This window comes from Collinsella sp. AF02-46-1 (assembly GCF_003465825.1).
Taxonomy (GTDB): domain Bacteria; phylum Actinomycetota; class Coriobacteriia; order Coriobacteriales; family Coriobacteriaceae; genus Collinsella.
The window spans coordinates 72,060-85,724 of the sequence record NZ_QSBV01000004.1 but is presented as its reverse complement, the minus strand read 5'-3'; the positions used below and the strand labels follow the sequence as shown (position 1 = coordinate 85,724).

Below are 13,665 nucleotides of genomic sequence, written 5' to 3'. Positions count from 1 at the left end.
TGGGAACGCATGAGGAGGGCGGATAGACAGCCGTTATTTGCGAGGCGTCAGCGACGTAAAGAGTCCGTGTTGGTTGCAGTAAAGATATATCCTGCCGCGCCCGGTAATATGGAAGCGCGGCTGCACCGATTGCTCTGGATAGAGCTTCTTAAAGCAGATGCCGTCCATAGTCGCATATGCCACAAAGCTAATGTAGTGATCCTTGGTCATGGGATGATCGAGCGTGACGTACCAATCGTCCTCGATGCGCTCGATGGAAAAGGCATGGTCCGCGTCCGGCTCTTCGGCCTCCTGGGGAAACATCGTGGAGCCACAGCAGCTAAAGCTGCCTTCTCCGAGCGCGTGCACAACGTTTCCGCAGATAGGGCAAACGTAAAAGACGCCTTTGAGCATATTGCCTGCACGGTTGGCGTTAGCCCGAATGTCACCAGCCAAAAGCTCAGCCACGCTTATGCCGAGTCTCTGGGCCAAAGGCTCGACGAGGGAAATGTCGGGAAGGCCGCGGCCGGATTCCCACTTGCTGACAGCTTTATCGGTCACGCCAAGGCTTTCCGCCAGGGCGCGCTGGGTGAGGCCGCGCTCTTCGCGCAGCTGCTTGATGGCATGCGCTGCCAAAAAAGTATGGGAGGCATTGGTTTGCCGTGTCTGGTTCATGGGCTGTCCAATCAAATTGAAGAAATGGAGTGAACCGGTTCGACAGTCAGTATCCATTTGAAGGCCAGGCTCGACAACCTACGCTGCGTAGACATGCGCCAATCGAACGAGCGCGGTTTTTTGGACACTCATCCTGAGTAGTCATTTAAGAACGTCCCCAATGACTACTCATTTATGTCTGTCCCCAATGACTGGGCAACGGCAGCGAGAGCCCCGATGTTTTGGCAACGACAGCGAGCGACGTCCAGGACGAACAAGTTGGCATGAAAAAGGCAAGGCATAGACCTTTTGGTCATGCCTTGCCTTTTGAATGACAAATTGTCGTCCTGGGCGGCGCGCAGCGTCGGCCGGTCCGCCGTTCGGTAGAACGGCGGAACCTACTTGACGCCGTACTGCTCGTAGTAGGCGTCGATGGCGGCCTTGAGCTCATCGTCGATGACGACCTTGCCGTCGATCTCGTGGTTGTAGAGGGTCTCGACGACCTCGGCCATGGAGACGATGCTCGCGACGGGGAAACCGTACTTGGCCTCGATCTCCTTCTGCGCGGTGGTCACGCCACCCTTGCCGACCTCCATGCGGTTGAGGGACACGATCAGGCCCTTGATCTCGACATCGGCAGCAGCCATGACCTTGGGATAGGTCTCGTCGATGGACTTACCGCTGGTGGTGACGTCCTCGACCATGACCACGCGGTCGCCGTCCTGGGGCTCATAGCCCAGCAGGTTGCCCTTATCGGCGCCGTGGTCCTTGGCCTCCTTGCGGTCGCAGCAGTACTTGACCTCCTTGCCGTACAGCTCGTGGTAGGCAATGGCGGTCACGACGGCCAGGGGAATGCCCTTGTAGGCCGGCCCAAACAGGACATCAAAGTCGTCGCCAAAGTTATCGTGGATAGCCTGGGCGTAATACTCGCCCAGCTTCTTGAGCTGGTAGCCCGTCACGTAAGCGCCGGCGTTCATAAAGAACGGGGACTGACGGCCGCTCTTGAGCGTAAAGCTGCCGAACTTAAGAACGTCGGACTCGACCATAAACTTGATGAACTCTTGCTTGTAAGCCTCCATGCGGGCTCCTCTCGTAATCGCGTACGTGCTCTTCAGTTTAGCGCAGGCGAGGCGTCGATGTGGGCGCGCTTTGAGGCCACGTCATTCTGTAAAGGCTTTGTCAGGGACAATGGTTTTCCGAACAATGAGGTTGACACGGCAAACCCCCTCATCAAGAATACGGGCGGATTAAAACGGGTGCGAGACACCCGAAGCGCGCCGCGCCCGGCCTTAAGGAGGTGTGCCATGGAAGGCAGCCATAGTCGAAAAACCTGCATGTCGCCCTCGGCACGCCGCGAGGATTCCGCACACGCATAAGCGCCACGAATCGATCGTCAAAACCACCACAAAGGTGCCTGTCGCCTTTGTGGTGGTTCGAGAGCATGACGTGAGCGACATCTAGGTTTTTAAAGCACATACGACACGTACGCTAACTCCCTTTAACAAGGAGGACCCTATGCTGATGCTCAAAACCGCCACGGTACTCGAAGTCATCTCCAAGCGCCGCCGCACGGCGCGCCCCGCCGCTCACACCGGCCTGTCCAAGAACACCATATTCGCCGCCACCCATAGCGCCGAGGACGCCCTCGTGCTGCTTGACGCCACGGCCGACGGACTCACTGCCGAGCACGCCGCCGAGCGCCTGGACGCCGCCGGCCCCAACACCATCGAGGCGCCGACCAAGACGCTCGCCCGCCGCATCGCCGACGCGTTCATCGATCCCTTCGCCGGCATCCTCGCCGCGCTCGCGCTGGTCTCGCTCTACATCGACGTGCTCGCCGTACCCGAGCCCCAGCGCGATCCCTCCACGGTCATCGTCATCGGCATCATGCTGCTGGTATCGGGCAGCATGAAGTTTATCCAGGAGGCTCGCAGCGGCAATGCGGCCGAGGCCCTCAAGGACCTGGTCTCCAACACCTGCTGTGCCCTGCGCGACGGCGAGCGTATCGAGATCCCCTTTGATGATCTCGTCCCCGGCGATGTAATCCGTCTCTCTGCCGGCGATATGGTGCCGGCCGATGCCCGCATCATCACCGCGCGCGACCTGTTTGTGATCGAGTCCGCACTCACCGGCGAGAGCGAGGCCGTCGAAAAGACCGCTGCCATCACCGTCGCCGAGGGTGCCGGCAGCTCCGCGCTGCCGCTCTCTGCCTGCAAAAACATCGTCTTTACCGGCACCTCCGTGCAAAACGGCACCGCTATAGCACTTGTCGTTGCCACCGGCTCGGACACCTACCTGGGCGGCATCGCCAAGATGCTCAACGGGCGCGGCGAGAAGAGCGCGTTTGACCGCGGCGTCTCGAGCGTCTCCATGCTGCTCGTACGCCTTATGCTCGTTATGGCGCCGGTCGTCTTTGCCGTCAACGCCGCCACCAAGGGCAGCGTCATCGACGCGCTGCTGTTCGCCACGAGCGTGGCCGTGGGCATCACGCCGCAGATGCTTCCCGTCATCGTGACCACGAGCCTGTCGCAGGGCGCCAAGGACCTCGCCCGCCGCCAGGTTATCGTCAAGGAGCTGCCGGCGATCCAAAACCTCGGTGCCATGGATGTCCTGTGCTGTGACAAGACCGGCACCCTCACCGAAGACCGCATCGTGCTCGAGCGCTATCTCAACACTGACGGCAACGAGGACGCACGCGTGCTGCGCCATGCGTTTTTGAACAGCTTCTTCCAGACCGGCCTCAAAAACCTTATCGACCTGGCCGTCATCGACCGTGCCGACGTGACGCCCTCGACTGTCGCGCCCGACTCCACGCTGGGCCAGAGCCTGCGCGACCGCTATACCAAGGTCGACGAGGTGCCCTTCGATTTCTCACGCCGTCGCCTGAGCGTAGTCGTCGCCGACGCCCAGGGCAAAACCCAGATGGTTACCAAGGGAGCTGCCGAGGAAATGCTCGAGATTTGCTCCTTTGTCGAGGTTGACTGTGTCGCCCAGCCGCTCAGCGAAAATAAGCTCGCCCAGATTCGCAAGCAAGTCGCCGAACTCAACGCCGAGGGCCTGCGCGTGATTGCCGTGGCGCAGAAGACCGATCCGCGCTGCGTGGGCGAATTTGGCATCGCCGACGAGTGCGACATGGTGCTGATGGGCTTTTTGGCCTTCCTCGATCCGCCCAAGGCGAGTGCCGCGGGCGCCGTCGCCACCCTCGAGGCCAAGGGCGTGGCGGTCAAGGTCCTGACCGGCGACAACGATCGCGTCGCCGCCACCGTCTGCGAGCAGATCGGTATCGACGCGAGCGATGTCTTGCTGGGCTCCGAGATCGATGCGCTCGATGACGCCGAGCTTGCCGAGCGCGCCGAGCACACCCACCTCTTCGCCAAGCTCTCGCCGCTGCAGAAGGCGCGTCTGGTGCGCGTCATGCGCGAGCTGCTCGGTCACACCGTGGGCTTTATGGGCGACGGCATCAACGACGCCGCCGCCATGCGCGCGAGCGACTGCGGCATCTCGGTCGATTCGGCCGTCGACATCGCCAAGGAATCCGCCGATATCATCTTGCTTCAGAAGGACCTGGGCGTGCTCGAGCGCGGCATCATCGAAGGCCGCCGCACCTACGGCAACCTGCTCAAGTACCTCAAGACCACGGTGAGCTCCAACTTTGGCAACGTACTGTCCGTGACCGTCGCGAGCCTGTTCCTGCCGTTTTTGCCCATGAGCGCCCTGCAGCTGGTGTTGCTGTCGCTGGTCTACGAGATCGTGTGTATCGCGCTGCCGTGGGACACCGTCGATGACGCCTGGACCGCCCGTCCGCGCGCCTGGGACGCCGCGTCCATTAAGGGCTTTATGCTCGAGTTGGGTCCCGTGAGCTCGCTGTTTGACATCGTAACCTTCGCCGCGCTCTTCTTTGTGGTGTGCCCTGCCACCGTAGGCGCAAGCTGGTCCGAGCTCGCCGGGACGGGCAACGCCGCAGGCATGGCGGCCTTTGCGACGCTCTTCCAGAGCGGCTGGTTTGTCGAGTCCATGTGGTCGCAGACGCTCGTGATCCACATGCCGCGCTCCCCGCGCCTGCCGAGCCCGCGCGACCACGCCGCGCCCGCGCTGTGCGTTCTCACCGTGCTGGGCCTGGCGCTCGTCACCTGGCTGCCGGCAAGCCCCATCGCCGATGCGCTCGGCCTTACGACGCTGCCCACGAGCTTTTTCGCGCTGCTCATCGGCATCGTCGCCGCCTACATCGCGCTCACCCAGCTGGCAAAGCGCCGCTACATTGCCCGCCACGGCGAGCTACTGTAGCGCCCGAATTGTGGCGCGCGACCCATCAGGCGGTCAAAAAGTCCCGTCTCAAGTTAAACCACTCATTTAAGCACGTCCCCAATGAGTGCGGCGGAATGGCTCCCCTTGACAGCTTAAAGCCGTCATGCAGGAACCATTCCGTCGCAGCCTTATGAAAGGGACTGGGTTGTAAATGTTGGAGAAGAGCCGTTAGCGCCCAGGGGTCAGGATCACCAGGGCGTCGTGCTCAAAGGGATGCTGAGCCACGCGCACGGTGCCGTCACCGTTATCGCGGACGGGCAGCTTGGCGATGCGCTTGTCCTCCATGTCGAGGACCGTCGCCGTCCAGCCGCGCGCGCCGTCGAGCTTAAACTTGAGCGCCGTGGTGCGCGGCAGGTACGTGACGACGCGATCGCCAACGCGCGCCACACGAATGGCCTCGCGCGCGTCATCGAGCAGCTCCTGCGCCGGAACCACGGCAAGCGCGTCGTCGGCAGCCGTGGCACCCAGGCCGGCAAGCACATGCTCAATCGCGCCAAAGTCCCACACGCCCGCAAACTGCAGGCACTCTTGCCAGCGGAACGGCATGTCGAAGCCCTCGCCCAGCACCGAGCCTTGGCTGCGCGATGTCTGCCAGTTCCAAACGCCGTGTGCGCCGTAAGTTACGCCGGCACTGGCGCCGGCAAGAATCGACGACCATACGCTCGCGCGGCAATCCTGCGCGGTGAAGCGCCAGTACACATTGCGCGACGCACCCATCTGCTCGTAACAAGGCTCAGAGTTGACCATCGGCTTTTTAGGGTAGTTGGCGATAAAGTCCTGCGGCAGACGCCATGCCTCGGGCTGGCCCTCGTAGTTGTGGCCGGGCTGGAACATATAAAAGTCCAGACGGTCCAGATACTGCGCCGGAATGGTGCGATTGGCGCGGTTGATATGCATGGTGCGCAGCGCCTCGGGCGCGCGCTTGACGACCTCGTCGAGCGCGTCCTCGTAATAGGCGATCGCCTCGTCGCCGGCAAAGTCGGTATCGCCCGTCACCACGTAGACGGGGTTGAACTCGCCCAGGTTCTCGACGACGCGGGCAACGTGGGCACGGACCTCCTCACGCGGCATAACCTCGGCGCCGCAACGCTCGGCGATCTTGGCACCCCAGGTACCGGGCACGTAGTTGCACCACATAAGCACGAGCGCCGGACGGATGCCGTGCTCGACGGCAGCACGGCACATGGCGGCGGCGCGGTCCCAATATGCCTGGTTGGGACGGGACCAATCAAAGTGCACGCCGTCCTCGCTGGCATAGGGCCAAATGCCCAGGTCGGGGCAGCAGCGGTCCCACTGCGGCAGCGTGTTGATCTGCAGCACATTCATGCCCTGCTCGGCACGGCGGGTCAGGTAGTAGTCCCAGTCATCCTCGGCAATGCTCGTAAATGCGCTCCAGCACGTATCGGCAAACCAGAAGAACGGTTTGCCCTCGCACAAAAAGCCGTCCTGGCGACCGTTGACGGTCAGCTTTCCCAAACTCATCTGCATGTCCTTTCGTTTGATAAAGGATTTGCGAACCGCCGGGGGCTTTCGCGGTAACCCCGTGCGAAAGCCCCTGCCGCTTGGCAAACCCTCGCGGGCGAATCCCGTCCGCCCCATCAGTCTACCTTGCAAGAAGGGCCCCGCCGGGCTTACGCCTGACGGGGCCCTGTCGTGTAGGTGAGGTCATATGTGACCGAACGGTTTGGCCTTAGGCCTCCATCTCGGCGAGTTCCTCCTTGGAGAAGCCGCAGGCAAAGACGACGGCAGCGGCGATGACAAAGGAGATTGCCATACCAACGATAGCCCAGACGGTGTTCATCTGGCCACCCTGCAGGTAGTTGGTGAAGACCAGGAAGTTGGACGCACCGCCTGCGAGGTAGTAGGTAACCCCCATGAGGCCGGAGAACACAGCGCCGATAGCACCGCCGATGAACATGCCAAACATGGTGCGACGGAAGCGCATGAGGATGCCGAAGAGCGCGGGCTCGGTGACGCCGCCGGCGATGGCGGAGATGACGTAACCGATGGCGAGAGACTTCTCGTCGGGGTTCTTCATCTTGAGGAAGGCACCGAAGGCGCAGCCCCAGACAGCGGCCATAGCGCAGTTGGTGGAAACGAAGACGAAGGGATCGTAACCGGCAGCGATGATCTGAACCTGGGCGAGCAGGATGACGGGCATGTGCATGCCGCAGACCACGAAGAGCTGCCAGAAGGCGCCGAGGATGGCCATGACGATCAGGATGCCGATGCCGCCAAGGTCAGCAAGGCCGAAGAGGGCGTTGGCGATCAGCGTACCGATCTCGTTGCCGATCGGAGCGAGGACGATGAAGGCAATGGGGATCGTGACGACCATGGTGCAGAACGGCGTGAAGACCGTGGACAGCACGTCGGGCATGACCTTCTTAAAGAACTTCTCGATGAAGTACAGGACGGGCACCGAAAGGATGATCGGCAGGACGGACTGCTGGTAGTTGGCAGCGGCGATCTGGATGCCGTAGACGGAGATGATTCCGCCGCCCTCCTGGGTGGCGACGCTCACCACGGAAGGAGCCATGAGGGCGCCACCGAGCAGCATGCCGAGCACGGGGCTGGCGCCGAGCTTCTTAGCGGCGGCATAGCCCAGGTAGATGGGGATAAAGGTAAACGTTGCCTCGTACAGGGTGGTGTAGAGGAACGTGTAGGTCGGGTCGTCGGCCGAGAGCACACCGAGCATGGTGGGGCCGAGGACGGCCGCGATGGTGCGGAACAGACCGCCGGCCATGAGCAGCGGGATGAGCTGGGTCATGGAGCCCGACAGATAGTCGAGGATGATGTTGGGCAGGTTCTTGAGCTCGAACTTCTCCTTGGGAGCGTCGAGGTTCTCGTTGACGGCCTCACCCTGCTTGACGCCGGACATGGCGACGAACTCGGCGAGCACCTTGGGCACGTTCTGGCCAATGATGACCTGGAGCTGGCTGCCGGCAAACTGGCAACCCAGAACACCCTTGACCTTCTTGATCTTCTCCACGTCGGCCTTGCTGTTATCCTTGAGCGTCAGACGCAGGCGCGTCATGCAGTTGGTGGCAACGGAAACATTCTCCGCACCGCCCACGAGCTCGAGGACATCGGTGGCAATCTGCTTGTTATCTACTGCCATGGGACCCCTCCCCATATCTTCGTGTGCCAGCCCCCTTGGGCTTAGGCACGCCTTTGGCCCGGCGACTATAACCCCTTACGGTTGCCGGACCCTTGGATACGCTGTCGTAAACAAGGTGTTTACTGAACGTTTACGGGCTTTAGTTTACACGGAGCGCCGAATTTATGGCAATTTTGCCGTCTACAGTCCGGTGAACGGTAGGAAATCGGGGGTGAACGTATTTGAATGGCGGGAGATGGTCTCTTTGACCCTCTATTGATATATAGCCATTTACGTGGGATTTTTTTTGATGAACACCTCACTGATCTGTTAACTCATCAACAGAAGCCCTGCTAGAAGCTAGTAAACATATGTTTAGTAGTTCATGGCGTGTTTAATTTTGCCGTTTACCGAGTTCATCTGGTTATTCTTCAATTCTAGATTACACTAAACATGTTTAGTTTGTATTGCCGCAGATGCCAGGCATTCGCGGCGTAAGGGAGGCAGCTCATGGAGCTCAAATTGTGTACCTACGCAACCGTCACCACCTTGGGCGACTTTGGCCCCTGGATCAGCAAGGTCGTACTCGACCTGCCCTGCACCGTGCGCGCCAACGACATCGACGCGAACACCTTCCATATATATGTAGAGCGTCACGAACGCTCGGGCGAAGTTCTGATGCGCAAGGAGCGCGGCGCCGACCATGCCGCGCCCTCCGTGGGTTACATCGACGTTCTCGCCGCATATCCGTGCGACGAAAACGGACGTAAACTCGCCGTGGGCACCCATGTGGCGCTCGAGGTCGCCGAGCAGCGCCTGACCAAGACCATCGAAGGCGGCGTCATGGGCTCGCGCATGCTCGATGACCAGCTGCGCATCACGCAGCTCGCGGCTCTTCCCGGCAACGACGGCGACGATCCCACCTGCGGCCTGGTCTTCGACACCTGCCGTGGCGATATCTGCCCTGCGCTCAAAGGCTGGAGCAACGACACGCAAAAGACCGCCGTCGACGGTATCGCGCTCGAATACGGCTTCTTTGAGCCCAGCTTTAAGGCCGAGGACTCGGCATGCTTCAACCCCTTTGCGCCCGAGGCCACGGCCGTGCCCCAAAAGGCACCGCTCGTGGTGTATCTGCACGGCGCCGGCGAGGGCAAGGGCGCCACGCAGGGCGAAGGCGCCACGCGCGCCTATATCGGCAACCGCGTGACGGCCATCAGCCAGGCGCAGATCCAGCGCTACTTTGGCGGCTTTGCCTGGGTGCTCGTGCCGCAGTCGCCCACGTTTTGGATGGACAACGGCGTCGAGCAGCTTGGTCACTCCAACCAGAGCATCTACTCCCCCGTGCTCAAGGCACTTATCGATGAGTTTGTCGCCGAGCATGCCGACCGCATCGACACCGACCGCATCGTGGTCGCCGGTCTTTCCAACGGCGGCTTTATGACCCTGCGCCTGTGCGCCGACTACCCCGATTTCTTCGCCGCGGGCCTTCCCTGCTGCGCCCCGTGGTACAACGCCACGGACGAGGACGTAGCCGCGCTCGCCAAGACGCCGCTGTGGTTTACGCACTCCAAGGGCGACGAGCTCGTGTGCCCGCAGCAGACCGTGCTGCCGCTGTTCGCGCGCCTGCGCGATGCCGGCGCCAACGTGCATCTCACCTACTTTAGCCATGTCGAGGACCTGACCGGCGTGTATCGCGAGGCCGACGGCTCGGCCAAGAAGACGTTCAACCACGGCGTGTGGATCCACCAATTCAACGACCTGTGTTATCAAGACTTCGACGGGGGCAACGTACTCATCGACGGCGAGCCGGTGGGCTGCTGGGAGTGGTCGGCCAGGGTCGACCGCTAAGCCCTCCCATCGCGGGGACCGGGGTTTAGTCTTGCAAACGTCCTCGGGCATGCATGGGCTGGCGCTTTGCGCTTCGCGCTGCGCCTGCCCATGCCCCCTGCGGAATGTTTGCAAGACTAAACCCCGGTCTCCGCTGCGTTGACGTTGCTGTGACCCTGGCCGGCCGCTTCTAGCGGGCCGCCGGGTCGGTGGCGATGGGGGCATGGGTCCCGTCTTGCCTTGCGCGTAACTGGCTGAATTGATTTTGATTGGAGCTGTTCCTATGTCCCAGAAGTTGACTCGGGTGATTGTTACCACTGATATGGAAGTCGATGATATGAACTCGCTTGTTCATTTGGCTCTGTATCTCAACTTGCTTGATGTTCAGGCTGTGGTGTATACGGCTTCGCAGTATCACTTTCTTGGGGATGGGGTTCATACGCTCGGCGAGGTGAATTCGCATTGGCGGACCAAAGGGCGGCGCTCTTATGAGTGGGCTGTTGTGCCTCATGAGCCCGATCCGCTAGCCGGCGAGCTTCGTGAGTATCGGCCGTTTCCCGAGCATTGGATTGAGAGTCTCTGGAGTAATGAATATGCCCAGGCTTGGCCGCAGTTGCAAGCAAATGCGGCCGCTGCCGGTGAGCCGCCGTTTCCCACGCCCGCCCAGATGATCGAGCGCACCTTTGTGGGAAATGTTGCCTTTGAGGGTGATGTGACTGAGGAAACTGAGGGGTCTCGCGTAATTGCGCAGGCGATTCTGGATGATGATCCGCGTACGTTATGGTTGCTCAGCTGGGGTGGTATGAATACGATCGTTCGCGCCCTCATGAGTATTGCCGAGCGCTATCGCGCCACGCCCGAGTGGCCCGCCGTACGGCAGCGGGTCTATCAGAAGGTGCGCGTGATGGGCGTTGCCGATGGCGTGGGGCAGGACAACTCGTGGCTCGACCATGGACGCGAGCTCTTTCCCGAGCTCATCTTTTGGCGTACGCCCTATATGTATGGCAACTATTTCGACGCCAAAACAGCTCAGCCCGATACGCTGCCGCTGTTTAAGGCTCCTTGGCCTGAGCGGAATCTCACGCAGGGCAACGGACCCCTCATGGCACGCTATATGCTCTATGGCGATGGTAAGGTCTACGAAAACGAGCCCGAGCGCTTTCAGTTTGGCAAGCATGCCCGTCTGGATTGGGGCCTAGAAGGCAGGCCCGCGGTGCAGTTTGAGCGCGGCGACTTTATGGCCGAAGGCGACAGCATGACCTATATTCCGCTGCTTCCGTTTGGCCTGCGCGGTATCGACGACCGCGACTTCGATACGCTGCTGGGCCGCATGTTTTTTGATGGGCATCCCGATGCGAACGCGCCCGCCGGTTTTGCCTCCATCGGCACGCCCGCAGACGACAATCTCAATCCCTACCTGCGTGCCTATCAGGAAGACTTTGCCGCCCGCGCGCAATGGTGTGCCCATGATCCGGCAGCCTGCTCGCATCCGGCACATGTTGTCGAGGTCACGGCCGACCGCAGCGCCACAGCCGGCGAGCGCGTCGACCTTACAGCGACCATCGTCGACCCCGACGGCAAGGGCTTCGATGTGCATTGGGATGTCGCCGTGGACCCGTCGAGCTATGCAGGCGCCCAGGATCTGTCGCTGTGGCAAGAATGCACGGTAGACACCGCTTTCATCGTGCCCGCCGACGCGCGGCCCGGCGACCGCCTTGTGCTCACCCTTACCGTGCAGACGCGCGCCGAGCGCCCCTGCACCCGCTACGGCCAGGTCGCCATCACCGTCGCGTAGCAGCGACGGCGCTCACACTCAACAAGAAGTGCCCCCAAGTGCCGGCCAAATGACGAGAGTGGATAATCTCCCACTTTGAGCCCCCAAACAGGCCAAAAACGGCAGATTATCCACTCTCACTTTGGGGCACTCATTGGGGACAGACTTAAATGAGTAGTCGTTGGGGACGTTCTTGTTTGACTGGTCATTTAAGTACGTCCCCAATGAGTGCTTTCACTTCTTTTAACAAAACGCCCGGCGGGCATTAACTGCTCGCCGGGCGTTTTGGTTAGGAAACTCTGAAGTTGAGTGTCTCGGCTTCCTTAGGACAGATCCTCACCATTCGTTTCAATGACGTGCTTGTACCAGTCAAAGCTCTTCTTCTTGGAACGCTTGAGGGTGCCGTTGCCCGCGTCGTCGCGGTCGACGTAGATAAAGCCGTAGCGCTTGGACATCTCGCCCGTGCCGGCGCTCACCAGGTCGATCGGGCCCCAGGTGGTGTAGCCCAGCAGGTCAATGCCATCCTCGGTCACTGCATCGCGCATCGCGGCGATGTGCTGGCGCAGGTAGTCGATACGGTAGTCGTCGTTGATGGAGCCATCCTCCTCGACAACATCCTTGGCGCCCAGACCGTTCTCGACCACAAACAGCGGCTTCTGATAGCGGTCGTACAGGTCGTTGAGGGTGATGCGGAAGCCCAGCGGATCGATGGCCCAGCCCCACTGGCTCTCCTGCAGGTAGGGGTTCTTGGCGCCGGCGAAGGCGTTGCCCTGGGTGCGCTCGACATCAGGGTTATCGGCACCGGCGGAACAACGGGTGCTGTAATAGCTAAAGCTGATGAAGTCGACGGTGTTTTCGGCCAGGATCTCGCGGTCCTCGTCAGTCATGCCGACGTCGATGCCCAGACGCTCGAGCTTCTTGACGGCATAAGCCGGGTAGTAGCCGCGGCTCTGGACGTCGACAAAGAAGTAGTTGTCCTGGTTGTCGAGCTGCGCCTGGCGCACATCGCCCGGACGGCAGCTGTAGGGATAGCAGCTGCCCGCGGCGAGCATGCAGCCGATCTTGACCTCGGGGTCGATCTCGTGGGCGATCTTGGTTGCCCAAGCGCTGGCGACGAGCTCGTTGTGGGCGGCCGGGTACTCGACGGCTTCCTTGTTCTCGCCCTCCTCAAAGACCAGGCCGGCACCCATAAACGGCAGGTGCAAGATCATGTTGATCTCGTTGAAGGTGAGCCAGTACTTCACCAGGCCCTTGTAGCGGGTAAAGATCGTGGTCGCGAGGTTCTTATAGAAGTCGATGAGCTTGCGGTTGCGCCAGCCACCGTACTCCTTGATGAGGTGGACGGGGCAGTCGAAGTGCGTGATGGTCACGAGCGGCTCGATGCCGTGCGCCTGGCACTCGCGGAACACGTCCTCGTAGAAGGCCAGGCCGGCCTCGTTGGGCTCGGTCTCGTCGCCATTGGGGAAGATGCGGGTCCAGGCCAAGCTCATGCGGAAGGTCTTAAAGCCCATCTCGGCAAAGAGGGCGATGTCCTCCTTGTAGCGGTGGTAGAAATCGATGCCGGTCTGCGCGGGGTAGTAATAGCCGTCCTCAAAGTCGAGCATCTTGCGCTGGCCGGAGACCACCGCGAAGCGCTCGGGGCCGTGCGGGGCCACATCCACGTTGGCCAGGCCGCGGCCGTCCACGTCGTAGGCGCCCTCGCACTGGTTGGCAGCCGTCGCGCCGCCCCACAGGAAGTCTTTACGGAAAGCCATACATCGATCCTTTCACACGCTGTTTGTCGTAGCTTCAGTATCCCCGTAAGCAGCGCGCTACTCAACGGCAACGACGCAGGCCGACACTTCTTTTCGCACACGGCGGCCCGGCAGCCGCCCCTGCCTGACACTTTCTGATACCGCCGCCCCAAACCACCACAAAGGGGATAGGCACCTTTGTGGTGGTTGGGGGCGGTTTGTCTCGATCTGTAACAGGTAGGCAGCCAAAACCGGGCTTGGTGTTACAGATCGAGATTTTCGGGCAGCCCCCCGCA

The 13,665-nt window shown here is 61.2% G+C and carries 8 protein-coding genes; 3 read left to right on the top strand and 5 right to left on the bottom strand.

The genetic code is table 11. The features are described 5' to 3' along the window. Positions 1-33: 33 nt before the first annotated feature. Both DWV20_RS02740 and pyrE read right to left on the bottom strand, forming a co-directional pair. Positions 34-654, bottom strand: coding sequence for a helix-turn-helix domain-containing protein (locus DWV20_RS02740; protein ID WP_055250846.1), 621 nt, complete (start codon positions 652-654; stop codon positions 34-36). Positions 655-1,031: 377 nt separating this feature from the next. Then, the gene (pyrE, locus tag DWV20_RS02735) at positions 1,032-1,712 is read right to left on the bottom strand and encodes an orotate phosphoribosyltransferase (protein WP_117564525.1); all 681 of its coding nucleotides are present in this window, start codon (positions 1,710-1,712) and stop codon (positions 1,032-1,034) included. Between the two features lie 436 nt (positions 1,713-2,148). Between pyrE and mgtA the strand changes: the two genes are divergently transcribed. Then, positions 2,149-4,917: a magnesium-translocating P-type ATPase gene (mgtA, locus tag DWV20_RS02730; RefSeq protein ID WP_118256325.1), complete on the top strand. Its 2,769-nt coding sequence runs from the start codon at positions 2,149-2,151 to the stop codon at positions 4,915-4,917. Positions 4,918-5,106: 189 nt separating this feature from the next. Here mgtA and DWV20_RS02725 read toward each other — a convergent pair whose 3' ends face one another. Further along, a complete protein-coding gene (locus DWV20_RS02725; protein WP_099432502.1) occupies positions 5,107-6,420 on the bottom strand; it encodes a DUF4038 domain-containing protein in 1,314 nt (437 codons plus the stop codon). A 208-nt stretch (positions 6,421-6,628) separates the two neighbouring features. Continuing rightward, positions 6,629-8,056, bottom strand: coding sequence for a PTS transporter subunit EIIC (locus DWV20_RS02720; protein WP_118256324.1), 1,428 nt, complete (start codon positions 8,054-8,056; stop codon positions 6,629-6,631). A 489-nt stretch (positions 8,057-8,545) separates the two neighbouring features. On the opposite strand from DWV20_RS02720, the gene DWV20_RS02715 reads away from it, so the two are divergent. Further along, the gene (locus tag DWV20_RS02715) at positions 8,546-9,883 is read left to right on the top strand and encodes a prolyl oligopeptidase family serine peptidase (RefSeq protein ID WP_117766220.1); all 1,338 of its coding nucleotides are present in this window, start codon (positions 8,546-8,548) and stop codon (positions 9,881-9,883) included. 262 nt (positions 9,884-10,145) lie between these two features. Further along, the gene (locus DWV20_RS02710) at positions 10,146-11,657 is read left to right on the top strand and encodes a nucleoside hydrolase-like domain-containing protein (protein WP_117800092.1); all 1,512 of its coding nucleotides are present in this window, start codon (positions 10,146-10,148) and stop codon (positions 11,655-11,657) included. Between the two features lie 302 nt (positions 11,658-11,959). Here DWV20_RS02710 and DWV20_RS02705 read toward each other — a convergent pair whose 3' ends face one another. Continuing rightward, on the bottom strand, positions 11,960-13,390 hold the full coding sequence (locus tag DWV20_RS02705) for a 6-phospho-beta-glucosidase (RefSeq protein WP_117800091.1): 1,431 nt from the start codon (positions 13,388-13,390) through the stop codon (positions 11,960-11,962). Between the last annotated feature and the right edge of the window lie 275 nt (positions 13,391-13,665).

Bases quoted from the DNA above. Each gene is read 5' to 3' on its own strand.
- DWV20_RS02740 (WP_055250846.1), bottom strand. From the start codon at position 654: ATGAACCAGACACGGCAAACCAATGCCTCCCATACTTTTTTGGCAGCG.
- DWV20_RS02725 (WP_099432502.1), bottom strand. From the start codon at position 6,420: ATGAGTTTGGGAAAGCTGACCGTCAACGGTCGCCAGGACGGCTTTTTG.
- pyrE (WP_117564525.1), bottom strand. From the start codon at position 1,712: ATGGAGGCTTACAAGCAAGAGTTCATCAAGTTTATGGTCGAGTCCGAC.
- DWV20_RS02715 (WP_117766220.1), top strand. From the start codon at position 8,546: ATGGAGCTCAAATTGTGTACCTACGCAACCGTCACCACCTTGGGCGAC.
- DWV20_RS02705 (WP_117800091.1), bottom strand. From the start codon at position 13,390: ATGGCTTTCCGTAAAGACTTCCTGTGGGGCGGCGCGACGGCTGCCAAC.
- mgtA (WP_118256325.1), top strand. From the start codon at position 2,149: ATGCTGATGCTCAAAACCGCCACGGTACTCGAAGTCATCTCCAAGCGC.
- DWV20_RS02710 (WP_117800092.1), top strand. From the start codon at position 10,146: ATGTCCCAGAAGTTGACTCGGGTGATTGTTACCACTGATATGGAAGTC.
- DWV20_RS02720 (WP_118256324.1), bottom strand. From the start codon at position 8,056: ATGGCAGTAGATAACAAGCAGATTGCCACCGATGTCCTCGAGCTCGTG.